The following is a 17,043-nucleotide window of genomic DNA, read 5'->3' as shown; positions in this document are numbered from 1 at the left end:
GCAGGGCGAAAATGGCGCCAACCGGAGGCCGATCCGCCCGAGCGGTGCGAGTCGTCTCCCGGGCCGGAGGAGGCCCGGCCCCCGGCCGGGGGCGGCGGCAGGGGACGGTGAATCGGTCGTCGCGGGCCGGGCCGAAGGGGGACGATCCCCGGCGGCGGCCCGGGGAAGGAGTCGACTCCCAATGATGCGCATCGACCTCGGGGCGGCGGGCTCGTACTGCGACCGGCGCTCGCGCCGGAGCTTCCTGCAACTGGGGGTCGCCGGCCTGGCGAGCGTCGGGCTGCCCCGGCTGCTGGCGGCCCGGGAGACGTCGGCGGCCTCGGGCCTTGGCGGCCGGCCGGCCTCGGTCATCCTCATCTGGCTCGACGGCGGCCCGAGCCACATGGACCTCTACGACCTGAAGCCCGAGGCCCCCGAGCAGTACCGAGGCATCTGGAAGCCGATCCCGACCGTCGTGCCCGGCTTCGACATCGGGGAGCTGTTCCCGAAGCAGGCCCGGCACACGGACAAGTTCTCGATGGTCCGCTCGCTGCACCACGACTCCGGCGACCACTTCACCGGCGCCCACCACATCCTGACGGCCAAGGGGCTGGGCGTCTCCGGCGCGAACACGACGCCGAAGTTCCCGTCGCTGGGGTCGATCGCCGCCCGGGAGCTGGGGCCCCGCAAGCCGGGGGTGCCGGCCTATGCCTCGGTGCCGGTGGCCAGCAGCGTCGGCCTGAACCCCGGGTACTTCGGCGGCAACCTGCTGGGCATGCAGTACGACCCGTACCAGCCCGGCGGCGACCCCAACGCCGAGAATTACACCGTGCAGGACCTCAACCTCCTGCCTGGGCTGAGCATCGACCGCCTGGAGGACCGCCGGTCGCTCCGCGATCGCCTCGACGCCGCCTGCCGGGCCCGGGACGCCATCTCCGCCGCCCGGGAGGTCGACCGCTTCTCCGAGCAGGCCTTCGACTTCGTCACCGGCCCCGACGCCCGCCGGGCCTTCGACATCAACCAGGAAGACCCCCGCACCCGAGACCGCTACGGCCGCCACCCCTGGAGCCAGAGCATGCTGCTGGCCCGCCGCCTGGTCGAGTCGGGCGTGACGTTTGTCACCGTCCACCTCGGCGGCTGGGACCACCACTGGGATCTCCAGAAGGGGATGGAGACCCTCCTGCCGATCGTCGACTCCGGCGTCTCCGCCCTCTTCGAGGACCTGCACCAGCGCGGCCTGCTCGACTCCACCCTGGTGATGCTCACCGGAGAGTTCAGCCGCACCCCCAAGATGAACGACGGCGGCAACGGCGGCCCCCCCCTGAGCATGGGCACCCCCGGCCGAGACCACTGGGGCCACGCCATGTTCTGCCTGATGGGCGGCGGCGGCGTCCAGGGCGGCCGGGTCGTCGGCTCCACCGACCGCCTCGGCATGTTCCCCCACGACCGCCCGGTGACTCCCTCGAACCTGCACGCCACCGTCTACCGCGTCCTCGGCATCGACCCGCACCTTCAGCTCTTCGACCAGCTCAACCGGCCGATCTCTGTGCTCGACGATCCGGAGCCGATCACCGAGCTGTTTTGAACCGCGGCGCGATCCTCCCCGAGCCTGGCTTGGGGAGGGCCGCTGGGCGTCCGGGATCCCTCGCCTGCGGTTGGAGCCGGCTGGCGGAGCCAGGCGTGCGGGGTACAATCGGTTCCGGAGTGGGAGCCGGGGTGAGGGTACGGCCCTTGACCGGCTCGCACGTCCGCCGAGCCCGCCGAGTCCGACGGAAGCCCCCCCGATGGTCATGCCCCTGGGCGACGAGCACCCGACCCGGATCGTTCCCTGGGTCAATTACGGCCTGATCGCGACCAACATTCTCGTCTTTCTCATCCAGGCCAGCCAGCCGGAGACGTTCACCGTCGCCTTCGCGGCCACTCCGTTCGAGATCACCCGAGGGGTGGATCTGGACGAGCCGGTGGAGTTGGTCGTCCAGGGCGTCACCACCGACCTGCTGGGACGGCCCTGGATCGTTGAGCGGAAGGAACAGATCCCGCAGGGCCCGGTGCCGTTCCCCATCTGGATGACGCTCTTGACCGCGATGTTCCTGCATGGCGGCCTGCTGCATTTGGCCGGCAACATGCTGTATCTCTGGATCTTCGGCGACAACGTGGAGGAGGCCCTGGGCCACGGCCGATACCTGGCGGTCTATCTGCTCTGCGGCCTGATGGCAAGCCTGGCTCACATCGCCGTGGCGCCGTCGTCGCTGGTGCCGAGCCTGGGAGCCTCCGGAGCGATCGCCGGGGTGATGGGCATGTACCTGGTCTGGTTTCCGCACAACCGGGTCTGGGTCTTGCTCATTCGGACGATTGTCAGTCTGCCGGCGGCGTTGGTCATCGGGCTGTGGATCGTGATGCAACTGGTCTTGGGGATGGGCCAACTCTCCTCGGCCGGAGCGGGGGGAGGAGTGGCCTATGCCGCCCACATTGGAGGGGCGGCGGCCGGAATCTTCATCGGGCTGAACTACCGGCGACGGGCCGAGGACTCGGGGGAAAACCCGCTGACGGTCGGCTGGGCGTCTGCTCCCCATCGCCCCGGCAGGGGATTGCGCTGATCTCGGATCGGATCCCACCGGATCGGTTCCGAGCGGATCGGAACGAACCGACGCGACGGCACGGATCACCGGCCGATCCTCCCCTGGTCAGGCGGCGACGATCGGCTGCGGCTCCTCGATCAATCCGGCCTCGGCCTCGACCGATCGGCCGAGCAGGCGGGCCAGCCCGTCTCGGGCCTGCAGCGCCAGGCTGAAGAGGGTGGGGACGAGGATGATGGTGAAGACGGTCGAGGCGATCAGGCCGCCGAGCACCACGCTGCCCAGCCCTCGGTACAGCTCGCTGCCGGCCCCGGGGAAGAGGACCAGCGGCAGCAGACCGAGCACCGTGGTCGTGGTCGTCATGAAGATGGGCCGGATGCGGCTGCGGACGGCCTCGACGATCGCCCGGTCGGTGGGCATGCCCTCCTCCCGGATGTGGATCAGCGCCTGGTGGACGATCAGGATCGGGTTGTTCACCACCGTGCCAATCAGGATGACGAAGCCGAGCATCGTCAGCACGTCCAGCGGCTGGAGCACGAACAGGTTGAGCAGCTTCAGCCCGGCCAGCCCGCCGACGGCCCCCAGCGGCACGCTGAGGATGATCACCAGCGGGTAGAGCCACGACTCGAACAGCGCGGCCATCAGCAGGTAGGTGATGATCAGCGCCAGCAGGACGTTCCACCGCAGGGCGTTCCAGGTCTGCCGCAGCTTGTCGGCGGTGCCGGAGAGGTTGATGCGGGTCGTCCCGTCCAGCTCTCCCCCCTCCTCCAGCGGGAGGACGATCTCGGATCGGATCAGGTCCATGGCCGCCTCCAGCGGGACCTCGGGAGGAGGGGTGACCTCGATGGTGATGGCCCGCTGGCGCTCGCGGTGGTCGATCTGCTCGGGGCCGCTCCGGAGCTGGACGTCGGCCACCGCCGCCAGCGGCACGAGCTGGCCGGAGGGGGTGGCGATGGCCAGGGATTGCAGGTCCTGCGTCCGGGTGGCGAACCGCTGGCGGCCGATGAGGGTCAGGTCGATCTTCTCGCCGCCGCGGTAGTAGTCGCTGGCGTAGGCGCCGTCGACCAGGGCGTCGACGATGTAGCCCAGGTCGGCCGCGTTCACCCCCAGGTCGGCCGCCTGCTCCCACTTGGGGATGACGTGCACCTCGGGGCTGGACAGGTCCAGGCTGGGCACGGGCCGGGCCTGGACGTCGGGGATGAGCTGGTTGACCTGCCCCAGCACCCGGCCGCCGAGGTCGACGAGCTTCTCCAGGTCGGGGCCGATGATCTCGATCTCGACGGTTCGGCCCGCGGTGATCCCCGACTCGAAGAGGCTCGACTGCTTGGCCACGACGATCGAGCCGGGGATCTTCTTGCCCACGCCGCGGACCAGGGGGATCAGGTCGGCCGCCCGCAGCGGGTCGGAGCTGCGCAGGCCCATGAAGATCTGGCGGCCCCGGGCGACGAAGAAGAAGTCGCTGATCATCGGGTACTCGCCGTTACGCGCCTCGGCCGAGCCCGGATCGACGTCCCAGGAGGGAGCCAGCGCCTGCTGGATCTCCTCTCCCATCGCCATCAACTGGTCGAGGTTGTAGCCCGGCGGCGGCTGCACGATGCCGAAGACCAGGTTCCGGTTGCCCGAGGGCAGGTACTCCACCTTCGGCAGCAGCAAGGAGCTGACCCCGATGGCGCCCACGACGAGCACGGCCGCCGTGACCAGCCGGCGCGTCAGGCCGCCCAGCAGCCAGCGGTTGATCGCCACCGCCAGCGCGACGAACCGGCGCCCGAGGGCGTCCAGCGGCGAGAGCAGCGACCGCCACGACCGCCCCCCCTGCCCGACCGCCGCCGTCGCGGGGGAGCCGTTGCGCCCCGACCCGAGGTGGGGCGTCGCGCCGTTCGACCCGACCACCACCGCCGGGGCCTTCTTCCGATCCCGGAGGATCGCCGCCGCGGCGGTGGGGATCACCGTGATCGAGACGACCAGCGACAGCCCGACCGCGGCACTGATCGCCAGGGCGATATCCCGGAACAGCTGCCCGGCCTCCTCCTCGATGAACAGCACCGGCAGGAAGACCGCCAGGGTGGTCAGCGTCGAGGAGAGGACCGCCCCCCAGACCTCCTTCGTCCCCCGAACGGCGGCCTTCATGACGCGGTCGCCGCGCTCTCGGTGCTGGTAGATGTTCTCCAGCACGACGACCGCGTTGTCCACCAGCATGCCGACGGCGAAGGCCAGGCCCGCCAGGCTGATGACGTTCAGCGATCTGCCCAGCAGGCTGAGGATCAGGAACGTGCCCACGATGCTCGTCGGGATCGCCAGCCCGATGACCAGCGTCGACCGGCCGCTGCGGAGGAAGACCAGCAGCACGGCGACCGTCAGCAGGCCGCCGATGATGATGTTGTTCTGCACCAGGTCGATGGCCGAGTAGATGTAGTCCGTCTCGTCGTAGGTCTCCATCAGCTGCACGCCCATGGGCTTGAGCACCCCGGCGTTCAGCTCGGCCATCGCCTCGTCCAGCCCCCGGAGGACCTCCAGCACGTTGGCCCCCGTCTCGCGCTGGACGGCCAGCGAGATGACCGACTCGCCGTAGCGGCGGACGACGCTGTCGGGCTTTCGGTAGCCGATCTGGACCTCGGCCACGTCTCGGACGTAGACCGGGGCGTCGTCTCGGCGGGCGATGATGACGGCGCCGACCTGCTCGGGGCTGCGGAACTGCCCGAGGGTGCGGACGACATAGCGGCGTTTCCCCTCCCAGAAGTCGCCGCCGGAGGTGTCGACGTTCTGGTTCCGCAGGGCGTCGCGCACGTCGGCGATCGTCAGTTGCCGGGCGGCGAGCCGCTCGGGGTCGACGATCACCTGCATCTCGACCTCGCGGCCGCCGAGGGTTTCGGCGTCGGCCACGCCGGGCACGCGCTCCAGCCGGGGCTCGACCACGTCCTCGCTGAATTTCCGCAGCGTGGAGACGTCGAACGGCTCGGGCAGCAGGGCGGCCACCTCGGGGTGATCCTGGGCGGCCCTCCGGAGCCGGAACAGCCGGAGGCTGATGTGCTCGGTTCGCAGGGCGGGGCCGAGCACGTCCTCCAGGTCGGGGTGCTCGGCGATGAAGGCCCGGATCTCGTCGTCGCCGGCCGGCACCTGGCCGATGATGTAGCGGGCGATCGGCCGGTCGGACAGGCTGGAGGTGCTGATGACCGGCTCGTCGGCGTCCTCGGGATACTCGGGCACCTGTTGCAGCCGGGTGCTGACCTTCAGCAGGGACTCGGCCAGGTCGGTACCGACGCTGAACTCCAGGGTGATCCGGGCTCGGGAGTCGGTCGCCTCGGAGGTCATCTCGACGACCCCCTCGACGCTCTTGAGCTGTTCCTCCTGCTCCAGGACGATCTGCCGCTCCACCTCCTGAGGGCTGGCCCCCGGCCATCGGGTCTCGACGGTGATCGTCGGGACCTGGACCTCGGGGGTCAGCTGCGTGGGCATCGTCAGCAGCGCGATGGAGCCAAAGAGCGCCACCAGCAGGACGCCGACGGCGACCTTCACCTTGTTCGACACGCAGGCGGCGATCAGGTCGCCGCCCCGGGGCTCGGAATCGTCGCTCGGGTGCATCGGGGAGGCCTCGGCCGTGGGGCGGTCGTCGGGGGAAGGGACTTCGAGGGGGATGGCGGGCGTTCGCGTGGCCTGGCTATCGGGCGATCGTCCGGGAGGAGGCGACGGTGTCGGCGCCGGGGTCGACCGTGCGGATCACCTGGACCTCCTGCCCCGGCTTGAGCCGCTCGTTCCCCTGAACAACGATCTGGGCGCCGGCCTCGAGCGGGCCGATGACCTCGATCAGGGCCCCCTCGGCCACTCCCAGCGTCACGGGGACCGGCCGGACGGTGCCCGCCGCCGGGTCGCCGCTGGCGCCGTCGATCACCCAGACGATCGGCTCGGCGCCGCCGAGCACCAGGGCGTCCTTGAGGACCAGCAGCGAGTCGTGCTCCGGCCCGACCGGCAGCGTCACCCGGGCGAGCATGCCGGCCTTCAGCAGCGGGTCTCCCTCCGAGGCGTCGTTCGGCAGGCGGACCTTCACCGGGAAGGTCCTCGAGCGCAGGTCGGCCTTCGGGACGATGATCGCCACCGCCCCGGTGAACGCCTCCTCGGGAAGGGCGCCGACCTCGACCCGGGCCGGGGTGCCGGCGTGGATATACCGGATATCATCCTCGATGACGTTGATGGCCACGTCGACCTCGTCGAGCTCGACCAGCTCGACCACCGGGTCCCCCTGGCCGAGCCACTGGCCAACCTCGGTGTGCTCGGCGGCCACGTAGCCGGTGAACGGGGCGACGATCGTGTGCTCGGCCAGGCGGTCCTCCAGCCGGCGGACCACCTCCTCCTGGGCCGACACCTTGGCCCGGGCCCGGGCCACCTGCTCGGCCCGGGGGCCGGCGATGAGCAGGTCGAGCGCCGCCCTGGCGGCGTTGTACGCCTGCGCGGCGGCCTCGGCGTTGGAGATCGCCTCGTCCAGCTCCTGAGGGCTGGCCTGGCTCCTCCGGGTCAGGTCCTCGAACCGGCGACGGGCGGCCTGGGCGTAGTCGCGCAGGGCGGCGGCTCGGGCGAGCTCGGCCTCTCCCCGTTTGATCTCCTCGGGGCGGGTGCCGTTCTCCAGCTCGGCCAGCTCCTGGCGGAGCGCCTCCAGCTCGGCCTTCGCGCCGGCCAGCTCGATCTCCAGCGTCTTGGTCCGCAGCTGGACCAGCGGCTGCCCCTGCTCGACGCGCTGCCCCTCCTCCACCAGGAACGCCGCCACCCGCTCCTCGACCGTGCTGCCAACGGTGCTCTGCCGCACCGGCATCACCGAGCCGACGAAGCTCCTCCCCTCGGCCACGCTCCGCCGCACGACCGTCGACGACGCCACGGGCGTCGGCCCCCCCGACTGCGCCCCCGCCGGGGCCCCGGCGGCCATCGAGGCCAGCACCGCCCCCGCGGCGATCGCCAGGCGAGGTCGGAATCGGGATCGGGATCGGCTCACTCCTCGGCTGTTCATCGGCGTCGATCCTCGGCAAGAGCGGGCGAGGGCGTCGGGGGTGTGGGTGACGATGCGGACGATGCGGACGATGAGGACGGGCAGGAGGACGGCGAGGGAGCGGACGCGGACGCGGACGCGGACGAGGAAGCGGGAGCGGGCGAGGTGATGTTCTTCCGGATCCGTTCCAGCGCGGCGAACAGGAGGAGCAGCTCCGCCTCGCTGAACCCCTGGGAGGCTCGGGCCCGGACGCGGCGGGCCGCCGAGGCGATCGCCTCCCAGACCGGCGCCACCCGCTCGGTCGGCGAGAGCAGCTTCCGCCGCCGGTCCCCCGGGCAGGGGGACCGCTCCAGCCAGCCGTCCCGCTCCATGCGGTCGACGATGCCGGCCAGCGTCGGCGGCTCGATCCGCATCCGGTCGGCCAGCTCCGACTGCGACAGCCTCCCCTCCAGCGCCAGCCAGCCGAGCACCTGCCACTGCCGGTGCGTGATCCCCAGCGGCGCCAGCTCGTCGTTCAGCGCCTTCTCCAGCGCCTGAGACGCCGAGCAGACCCGATAGATCAAGCTCTGTTCGAAATCGTAATGGAGCACGCGCGCCCCCCTGATTGGTCGCCCCGCGGGACGAGGCGGAATCGGGGTCGCCGGGCCGGGATGGACCGGGCGACCGGGGCCTCTCTCCTTGGTATGAGCGTCGGCGGGAAGGTTAGCGGGCTAACGATCTCGTCAACTTCTGTTATACACGCCCCCCGAGCCCAGTCCAGGAGCAACCGGGCCGGGGGAGAGCCGATCGGCTCGATCCGGAGGGAGCCCGGCGAGGGTCGGCGCCCGGGGGTTCGGAGGCAGGCCTCGGTTCCTCGACGACTCCCGGGCGATCGGCGTCGCGTCGCGTCGCGTCGCTTCGGTCCGGATCGCGACCGCCGGGGGAAGCTCCTCTTCCGGACGCCGAGGGGCTTGGCCGCCTCGCCGCCGGGATCGCCGCAACCACTGTGCCGATGCCCGGATGCGCCCGGCGAGCGTGCCCCGGACGCGGCGTTTCTTGTCAGGCCCCCGGGCCCGTCGGTACGATCGAGCGGCGAGGCCGTCCATCCCCCTTCCCGATCGGGTCCCCCCGCCGATGCTCGCCTTCTTCGAGGCCACGAACCACTACTTCCGGCAGGCGGCGGCGATCCTCGGCCTGTCGGACAACATGCGCGTGCTGCTGGAGACGCCCGAGCGCGAGCTTCGCGTCGAGGTCGCCATCGAGATGGACTCCGGCCAGATCGGCAACTTCATCGGCTACCGCGTCCAGCACGACAACGCCCGGGGGCCCTTCAAGGGAGGCCTGCGCTACCACCCCAGCGTCGACGAGGACGAGGCGAGGTCGCTGGCCAGCCTGATGACCTGGAAGACCGCCATCGTCGACCTCCCCTTCGGCGGCGGCAAGGGGGGCGTCAACTGCGACCCCAACGCGCTGTCCCGGGCCGAGGTCGAGCGCATCACCCGACGCTTCGTCCAGCAGATCCACGACTTCATCGGCCCCGACAAGGACATCCCGGCCCCGGACGTCGGCACCGACGCCCAGGTGATGGCCTGGATCATGAACGAGTACTCCAAGTTCCACGGCCACCACCCGGCCGTGGTCACGGGCAAGCCGGTCGAGCTGCACGGCTCGCTCGGCCGGGAGAGCGCCACCGGCCACGGCGTCGCCATCGTCGTCCGGGAGTTCCTTCGGCTGGCGTATGACCGGCCGGTCGCGGGCGTGACCGTCGCCGTGCAGGGCTTCGGCAACGTCGGCAGCTTCACCGCCAGGGAGCTGCACGACCTGGGGGCGAAGGTCATCGCCGTCTCCGACGCCTACGGCGCCGTCTTCAACCCCGAGGGGCTGGACATCCCGGCCCTGCAGCGGCACGCCGCCGCCCACCGCAAGGTCGTCGGCTTCCCCGACGGCGAGGCCGGCACGAACGAACGCCTGCTGACGACCGAGTGCGACCTGCTCATCCCCGCGGCCCTCGGCGGCGTCTTCGACGCCAGCCTGGCCGAGGAGGTCCGCGCCCGAGCGATCGTCGAGGCCGCCAACAGCCCCACCTGGCCCGAGGCCGACGAGGTCTTCCAGCGCCGGGAGATCCCGGTCATCCCCGACATCCTCGCCAACGCCGGCGGCGTGGTCGTCAGCTACTTCGAGTGGGTCCAGAACCTCCAGCACTTCCGCTGGACCATCGAGCAGGTCCGCGCCGAGCAGGACCGCCGCCACGTCGAGAGCACCGCCGCCGTGTTCGACCTCGCCCGCCGCCAGGGCATCCCCCTGCGCACGGCCGCCTTCGTCCTGGGCCTCCAGCGCGTCGGCCGCGCCAAGGTGCTGGCGGGAATCTGAACCGGTTGGGTCCGTCACTCCAGGTCCACGACCTCGCCCCCGTCGATCGTCGCCAGCGACCGCCAGGTCTCCAGCGCGATCGAATCCGTGACGAACCGGACGCGACCGTCCATCAGCATCGCGTGCACACCGCCCGGGTGGGCGCTGGAGGCACTGAAGCAGCCGAATTGGAGCAGAGCCCGCTGGGTGAATTGGGTCGTATCTTCCCGGAACGAGCAATCCCGGCCGCCGTTGGGCCCCGAGCAGACGTTGAACGTGGTGAAGTGGAAGCCGGAGATCAGCCAGCTCTCGCCGCCTCGCGACTCGACCGGCACCCGACCACGGTCCAGCGCCTCGCAGGCGGCGGCCACCGCGTCGATCGAGGGATAGGACACGGTGTTCAGGTCCCGACCCAGGGGATAGTCCCCGCCGCGCCGGAACGGGCCGCGCGTCCAATCCCCCTGGAGCCGCTCGGAGGCCCCCACGGTGTGCGACAGGCCGTCACGGAACCCGGCCGCGCTCCGGGCAACGAAGGCCATGAAGGGCGGGGTGAGCGGCCTTGGGGTCGATCCATCCGCCGGCTCGATCCGGGGCGCGGCCTGGTGCCCCTGGTTCATTCGATAGCTGTTCCGGCCGTACCCCTGGACCGGGGATTCACCGTCCGAGGGGCAGAGGAACGTCCCCACCGAGGTCAGCATCGCCGTCGCGTTCGCCGACAACCCGAGCGGGAAGGCCGGCGCCAGCGAGAGATTCACCAAGTCGTACAGGGCCACCTGGTCCAGGTGGGGCAAGATCATGGCCAGCGGGCTGAACTGGTGGATGAACCCGGGACGGTGTTGCCCCTCGGGAACTTCGTCGTGATGCGTCGCCGGGAACCGGCCGCTCGCGGCCTCGTAGGCGTGCAACGCCAGGCCGATCTGCTTGAGGTTGTTCGCGCACTGGGCCCTCCTGGCCGCCTCCCGGGCCGATTGCACCGCCGGCAGCAACAGGCCGATCAGGATGCCGATGACCGCCATGACAACCAGCAGTTCGATCAGCGTCACGCCGCGTCGTCCTCGCATGATCCCCGCCCTCTTCGCCTCGAGTCGCGAACGAGTCGTCACGCCCCGGCTCATCCCCGACGCCGGAGCCAGGCCAGACCCGTCGCCACGGCGAGCAGAACAGCCGCCGCGGCCGCCAGCAGCACCTTCGACGACGGCCCCGGTTCGCGTTCCCCGGCTTGGGGTGGCGGCGCCGCCGAGGAAGCGGAGGGAAATCGGGTGACGGCCGGCGAGTCGGCCGAGGGCAGAGACGCCAGCCGCCAGACCTTCCGAGCGGGATACGTGACGTCCGTATCGCCGTTGATGATCGAACGCTCCCGAGGAAATTCGAGCTGAAACGAGTCGGGCGGGGGTGGAGTCGTCAGGTCCATCGCCGTCACTCGGTTCTGTTGAACCTTGCCCGAGAAGTGAGTGGTCGAGACGAACGGGTAGTAGGCAACGCCATCAACCAGCCGGATGTCTTCAAACGAGTCCTCGACCCGGGAACCCTTCGCGTCGCTCAGGGATCGGATCGGAATGCAGCCCCGCTCGAGGTCGACCCAGTAGGTCACCGTCCCCTCCGGGAAGCCGATCTCGATCCGGGCGATCCCCTGACCGTCGTCCTCGACGACCTCGTTGATCCAGTACTTGGTCCCGTCGTCGTCGAGCACTCGGCGGAGCGACAGGCCGAGACCCCCGCGCAATTCCTCGGGCAGGCCCAAGTCGAGCGGGATGTCGGACGCCTCGCGAAACGGGCCGACGCCATTGTGCATTCCCACCCCGCTCGACGTGCTGCCGCTCGTATACTCGACAATCGTCCGCTCGCCATCCGTCAAGGCTCGGGAGGAGCTGACCCGGATCGCGGTCCGGTTCGCGGGGAGTTCGACCGAGGTCCGGTCCATGTCCGCAAGGTCGAACGTCCTGAGATAGAGGCGGTCATCGCCGTGGAATCGATAGGTGCATTTCGCCTCGATCGGGTCATCGATCCTCCCGGCCCGCGCGTCCTCCAGGGTCTCGGCAGAGCCGTCAACGTGAATCATCTCGATGGTCGCGAACGGCATCTTCGCCAGGTTGCTCTCATAAGCGATCCTGATCGCTTCGAGGAACTCCCTGTGCGTGTCCGTCTCTCCGTGTTGGGCCGCGATTGCCACCACCGCGAGCAGGAAGGCGTTCATAAGTGGACGCTCCGATCATCGGGCTCTTGGGTGACGTGACGCCGATCGCGGACCCGTTGCACCGCCCCGGCCTCGATTCGATTCTGTTCGATCGGGCCTTCGAGGCGGGCCCGGACCGGCCCGTTGAGGGGCGCGAGCCGGAGACGAGGCGGGGCCTCATCGCCGGGGGCAAACGCCTCCGCCCAAGCGACACCCTCGGCGCCGTCACCGGGGGTTGCCCGGGCCTCGATCGTGCCGAGGTTCAAGGTCGTCCGCTCGACGCCAATCCGCCCATACGACCGGAACCGCAACACGGATTCCCAAAGCGGGTGCGCGGCGCTGTCGGTTTCCACGGTGCAGCCGATGAGGTTGTCCCGGTTAACACGTGGGACGTCGGCCACCAAGCGAAGTTCCGTATGCTCGCCCGGGGCGAGTTCGTAATCACTCAGAGTCGCTGTCGTGCACGTGCAGGTCGTCCGTAACCGTCGCACCTTGACCGGCGCGCCGGTGGTGTTCTTCACAACGAACGTGTGCTCGACCACACGGTTGACATCGGAGAACAATGGCCCAGCGTCATGGGATCCGCCAGGCGTCTCTCCCCCCCCCCCCCGAAATTCGGATCCGCGCACCCGGATACGACCACAACGATCGACACACAGAGCAATCGATGACGCCGTTCCATGTTCGCTCCAAGTCGAACGCGCCAGCATCTCGGGGTGAGGTTGCCATCAGCCAACCCCCGTCACATTCCACCGTCGATTCGCAACATAGCGACTTGACAAAATGTCCGTCAAGCAAAATCCGCCGAGGCGCGCGGGCTCGCGGGCGAGGGCCCTCGGACGCTATCATCGCTCGTCCCCCGACATCCAAATCGGGAGCCCCGAGGCTTCCAGGATTCGAATCCATCGAGCCGATCGCCGACCGGATCGCCCCATGATGAATCACGACACGTACGAAAACCCCCTCATCTCCCGATACGCCTCCCGGGCGATGGCCGAACTTTGGTCCTCGAACCGCAAGTTCTCCACCTGGAGGCGGCTCTGGGTCGCGCTGGCCAGGGCGGAGAAGGAGCTGGGGCTGGAGATCTCCGACGCCCAGATCGCCGCGATGGAGGCGAAGGTCGACGCCATCGACTTCGAGGCCGCTCGGGCCTATGAGAAGAAGCTCCGGCACGACGTGATGGCCCACGTCCACACCTTCGGCGACGCCGCCCCCGAGGCTCGGGCCATCATCCACCTGGGCGCCACGAGCTGCTACGTCACCGACAACACCGACCTGATCTTGCTGCGAGAGGCCCTCGGCCGGGTCCGGGACCAGCTCGTCGGCGCCATCGATGCCCTCGCCGTCTTCGCCGAGCGCTGGAAGGGAGAGCCCTGCCTGGGCTACACCCACTTCCAACCGGCGCAGCTGGTCACCATCGGCAAGCGGGCGACCCTCTGGTGCCAGGACCTGCTGCTGGACCTCGACGAGATCGAGCGGCGGATCGCCGAGCTCCGCTTCCTCGGCGTCAAGGGGACGACCGGCACCCAGGCCAGCTTCCTCGACCTCTTCGACGGCGATCACGCCAAGGTCGAGGAACTGGACCGCCGCGTGGCCGCCGCCTTCGGGTTCGATCGGGTCTTCCCCGTCACCGGCCAGACCTACCCGCGCAAGGTCGATTCCCTGGTCCTCTCCGCGCTAGTGGGCCTGGCCGAGAGCGCCCACCGCTTCGGCAGCGACCTGCGCCTGCTGGCCCACGAACGCGAGCTGGAGGAGCCGTTCGAGGCCGACCAGATCGGCTCGTCGGCGATGGCCTACAAGCGCAACCCCATGCGGGCCGAGCGCCTGTGCTCGATCGCCCGCTTCCTGATGGCCCAGCACGCCGCCGCGAGCCAGACCGCCGCCACCCAGTGGCTCGAACGCACGCTGGACGACAGCGCCGTCCGCCGGATGACGCTCCCGCAGTCGTTCCTCGCCGCCGACGCCCTGCTGACGCTCTATTTGAACGTCGTGCCCGGCCTGGTCGTCCGCCCGGCGGTGGTGGCGGCTCATGTCGAGCGGGAGCTGCCGTTCATGGCCACCGAGGCCATCCTCATGGCCGGCGTCCGGGCCGGCGGCGACCGCCAGGACCTTCACGAACGGATCCGGGTGCATTCCCTCGCCGCCGCCGACGCCGTCAAGCAAGGCGCCGACCGCAACGACCTGATCGACCGCCTCCAGGCCGACCCGGCCTTCGCCGCCGTCGACCTCGACGCCACGCTCGACCCCCGCCGCTTCATCGGCCGCTGCCCGCAGCAGGTCGACGCCTTCCTCGACACCGAGGTCGAGCCCGTCCGCCGCCGCTACCCGAACCTGAGAGGGCAGCGGCAGGAGGTGCACGTCTGATCGGGCCCCCCTGGATGACAAACCAGGGGCCCAGAACGGCCGGGTCGACCCCCCGAGAAGGCTCGGCGGACCCGGCCGCCCACCGATGACCTGGATCCGACCGGAAGCCGACCGCGGCGGCTGGGACCGTCGGTGAGGCAGCTCGCCCCTCGGGTCGTCGTCCACCCGGGGCCGGGCCAACGACCGCTCGGGATCCGCGGCCGGACCCCGAGGCACCCGAACCCCGGCCTCCCGCCGGGCGGTCGGCCGTGATCAAGAAAAACGCCCGTCCACCGGGCTCCACCGCCGATCGCCCGCCTCTTCGACGCTCGGTGGTGTCCGAGGCTCAGACCCGGGAGGCCTGACGGGCCTTGCGCAGGCGCTTGAGCTGCTCGCGGCGGCGGCGCTCGCTGGGCTTCTCGTAGTACGCCTTGCGGCGCATCTCCTTGCGCAGACCACTCCGCTCGCAAAGCTTCCGGAAGCGGCGCACCGCGTCCTGGATCGATTCGCCGGCACGGACCCGTAACTTCACCACGGTCGAGGCCTCCTCATCGCGAATGCTCGATGCTCGGGATCGGGCGATTGGTCCGGATCAACAGCGTCGCGGATCTCGGCCGGCCCCGCTCGCCCGGAAGGCGGGGACGACGCCGGAGCCCTCGGCAGCGCCGGCAAACCAGGAGTGTACCACGCGGCTCGGGGAGGTGCCAAGGGCTCCGAAGCGTCGAAGCGTTCCTGGCGAGCGATCTCCGCGGCCTCGAAAAAAAAAACGGCCGGGCCGGGCCGCGTCTCCGGAAGGACGCGGCGACGGCCCGGCCAACATTGCGGGTCGGGCAATGCCGAGATTTTAGCGAAGGGAGGTGGCTCAGGCAAGCAGCTCGTCGACCTTCGGGAGCAATTTGGTGAAGTTCAGGCCGTTGGGGCAGGCGCGGCGGGCGGCGTCGAGGTCGGCGCCGCGCCAGTCGCGCTGGGCGTCGGTGAGCTCGGCGTAGAGGCGGCGGGCCTCCGCCTTGTAGCCGTGGTGCTCGTGGTAGGTGAGGTATCGGGTCAGGTCGCCCAGCGGCGCGGCGGTGCCGGCGGCCCGGCCGCAGCGGCCGTCGCAGTCGGCGCAGAGGGTCATGCCGAGGCTTCGGCAGGAGTCGCGGAGCTGGTGGATCTGGGAGAGGGTCAGGGGGCCGGTCTTGCCGAAGTCGAGGGCGGCGGCGACGTTCTCTCGGATCTGGTCGGTGTTGCGCATGGAGACGCAGGTAGTGGTGATCCGCTCGTCGGACCAGATCGCCTGGAGCAAGCCCTGATAGGGGCTGAACCCCTTCTCGGCGAGCATTGGCACGCGCCGCTTCGCCTCGGCCAGCGGGTCTTCGCCCTCGACGTAGCCGCCGAAGGTGCCGGCGACCTGCTTCATGGAGATCAGGCCGATCCCTTTTTCATAGCAGGCGTCGAGGGCGCGATTGAGGGGGTCGTCCTTCTCCAGCCAGGGGGTGAACTGGAGCATGATGGCGTCGACGAAGCCGCCCTCGGCGGCGTTCCTGATCTGCTGGGCTCTTGTGGCGTCGTGGGTGGAGAAGCCGACGAACTTCACCTTGCCCGACTTCTTCAGGGCCTCGGCCGTTTCCTTGAATTCCTTGCTCTTGGGCCAGTCGACCTCGTTGCCGCCCAGGCCGTGGATGAAGTACAGGTCGAGGTAGTCGGTCTTCAGGTCGGCCAGGCGTTCGTCGACGGAGCGGAGCAGGTCGCGGGGTTCTCGGGGGTGGTCCTTGGTGACGAGGAAGATTTCCTTGCGCACCTCGGGCATCTGCTGGAGCCATCGGCCGATGGCGGGCTCCGAGCCGTAGGACTTGGCGGTGTCGATCACGCGGACGCCCTGCGCGTAGAGCAGGCGAAGCAGGCGATCGAGGCCGGGGGCGCGCCAGGTGCCCGCATCGAGGATCGTCAGCTCGACGCCGGTCTTGCCCAGCGTGCGCTTCGGCAGGGCGTCGGCGGCCTGGGGCGACGGCGCAGCGGCGACGGCTGATCCGGTGGCGGAGGCGGCGATCGCGGCGGCGGCGCCGGCCTGGAGGAACGAGCGGCGATCGAGGTTGAGCTCCAGGCCGTTGCGGCCGCTTCGCGATCATTCGGGTGCCGACATGGCGGGGGGCCTCCTGGGGGGGCGGCGGGTTCGGGCGGATCGGGCCCGATCTGATTGCGTCGTCTCCGTCGGATCAACCTACGTCCCCGGGGGCTGGGAGTCGAGCCAATTCCGGGGCGGATCGCGATCCCGCCGATCGCTCGATCCGCTCCCCCGCGCCTCGGGCCGCCCCCGACGGCGCCGGCAGCCGGCCAGCCGGCCGGTTCAGCAGGAGGGAGGGGGCGATCGTCGTCGTCTCGTCGGGCCGGCTCAGGCGTCGGTCGCGGCGGAGGCACCGATGGGGACGTCGATCTCTCGGTACGACCGCTGGCCGCTGAGCAGCTCCTCGCGGTAAACCGACACGTCCCCGGGGGCCTCGATCCCCAGGCGGACCTGATTGCGGTCGATCTTGACCACCGTGACCACGATCCCACCGTCGATGACAATCTTCTCGTTCAGCTTGCGGCTCAGGACCAGCATGGGAACCCTCCCTGAATCTCGTTGGTGGTGGGCCGTCGGTCGCGATGCCCCGAGGCGTCAATCCCTGGTTCGCCGGGCGGCCGGTTCCGTT

General features: G+C 70.2%; 13 protein-coding genes. 4 read left to right on the top strand and 9 right to left on the bottom strand.

The window, feature by feature from the left end; all coding sequences use genetic code 11:
• Positions 1–181: 181 nt before the first annotated feature.
• Both TsocGM_RS03155 and TsocGM_RS03150 read left to right on the top strand, forming a co-directional pair.
• Positions 182–1,564: a DUF1501 domain-containing protein gene (locus TsocGM_RS03155; RefSeq protein ID WP_126723865.1), complete on the top strand. Its 1,383-nt coding sequence runs from the start codon at positions 182–184 to the stop codon at positions 1,562–1,564.
• 199 nt (positions 1,565–1,763) lie between these two features.
• Complete coding sequence (locus tag TsocGM_RS03150; protein ID WP_126723864.1) at positions 1,764–2,576, top strand: rhomboid family intramembrane serine protease; 813 nt, start codon at positions 1,764–1,766, stop codon at positions 2,574–2,576.
• 87 nt (positions 2,577–2,663) lie between these two features.
• Here the strand turns inward: TsocGM_RS03150 and TsocGM_RS03145 are convergent, their stop codons facing one another.
• From TsocGM_RS03145 to TsocGM_RS03135, 3 genes are all read right to left on the bottom strand, one after another.
• Positions 2,664–6,134 (bottom strand): efflux RND transporter permease subunit, encoded by a 3,471-nt coding sequence (locus TsocGM_RS03145; protein ID WP_126723863.1) that lies wholly within the window; start codon positions 6,132–6,134, stop codon positions 2,664–2,666.
• Between the two features lie 76 nt (positions 6,135–6,210).
• Entirely contained in the window at positions 6,211–7,548 is a 1,338-nt protein-coding gene (locus TsocGM_RS03140) for an efflux RND transporter periplasmic adaptor subunit (protein ID WP_126723862.1), read from the bottom strand.
• A complete protein-coding gene (locus TsocGM_RS03135) occupies positions 7,545–8,117 on the bottom strand; it encodes a MarR family winged helix-turn-helix transcriptional regulator (RefSeq protein WP_158633350.1) in 573 nt (190 codons plus the stop codon). The genes TsocGM_RS03140 and TsocGM_RS03135 overlap by 4 nt, the downstream gene beginning before the upstream one ends.
• Before the next feature lie 523 nt (positions 8,118–8,640).
• Here TsocGM_RS03135 and TsocGM_RS03130 point away from each other — a divergent pair.
• Entirely contained in the window at positions 8,641–9,876 is a 1,236-nt protein-coding gene (locus tag TsocGM_RS03130; protein ID WP_126723860.1) for a Glu/Leu/Phe/Val family dehydrogenase, read from the top strand.
• Between the two features lie 14 nt (positions 9,877–9,890).
• Here TsocGM_RS03130 and TsocGM_RS03125 read toward each other — a convergent pair whose 3' ends face one another.
• Genes TsocGM_RS03125 through TsocGM_RS03115 form a run of 3 tightly spaced genes read right to left on the bottom strand, consistent with a single transcriptional unit; the run spans position 9,891 to position 12,570 of the window.
• Positions 9,891–10,916, bottom strand: a complete 1,026-nt coding sequence (locus tag TsocGM_RS03125) for a DUF1559 domain-containing protein (RefSeq protein WP_158633362.1) — start codon at positions 10,914–10,916, stop codon at positions 9,891–9,893.
• A 50-nt stretch (positions 10,917–10,966) separates the two neighbouring features.
• Positions 10,967–12,049: a hypothetical protein gene (locus TsocGM_RS03120; RefSeq protein WP_126723858.1), complete on the bottom strand. Its 1,083-nt coding sequence runs from the start codon at positions 12,047–12,049 to the stop codon at positions 10,967–10,969.
• On the bottom strand, positions 12,046–12,570 hold the full coding sequence (locus tag TsocGM_RS03115) for a DUF1573 domain-containing protein (protein ID WP_158633349.1): 525 nt from the start codon (positions 12,568–12,570) through the stop codon (positions 12,046–12,048). Before TsocGM_RS03115 ends, TsocGM_RS03120 begins: the two co-directional genes overlap by 4 nt.
• A gap of 394 nt (positions 12,571–12,964) precedes the next feature.
• Between TsocGM_RS03115 and purB the strand changes: the two genes are divergently transcribed.
• On the top strand, positions 12,965–14,392 hold the full coding sequence (gene purB / locus TsocGM_RS03110; RefSeq protein ID WP_233578225.1) for an adenylosuccinate lyase: 1,428 nt from the start codon (positions 12,965–12,967) through the stop codon (positions 14,390–14,392).
• 325 nt (positions 14,393–14,717) lie between these two features.
• Here the strand turns inward: purB and rpsU are convergent, their stop codons facing one another.
• From rpsU to csrA, 3 genes are all read right to left on the bottom strand, one after another.
• Complete coding sequence (gene rpsU, locus TsocGM_RS03105) at positions 14,718–14,906, bottom strand: 30S ribosomal protein S21 (RefSeq protein ID WP_126723855.1); 189 nt, start codon at positions 14,904–14,906, stop codon at positions 14,718–14,720.
• Positions 14,907–15,233: 327 nt separating this feature from the next.
• Positions 15,234–16,454, bottom strand: a complete 1,221-nt coding sequence (locus tag TsocGM_RS03100) for an aldo/keto reductase (RefSeq protein WP_126723854.1) — start codon at positions 16,452–16,454, stop codon at positions 15,234–15,236.
• Between the two features lie 288 nt (positions 16,455–16,742).
• A complete protein-coding gene (csrA, locus tag TsocGM_RS03095; protein ID WP_126723853.1) occupies positions 16,743–16,952 on the bottom strand; it encodes a carbon storage regulator CsrA in 210 nt (69 codons plus the stop codon).
• Positions 16,953–17,043 lie beyond the last annotated feature (91 nt).

It is taken from the genome of Tautonia sociabilis (assembly GCF_003977685.1).
Lineage (GTDB): Bacteria > Planctomycetota > Planctomycetia > Isosphaerales > Isosphaeraceae > Tautonia > Tautonia sociabilis.
Note: the sequence above shows the minus strand (reverse complement) of the source record. Positions and strands in the feature narration are given on the sequence as shown.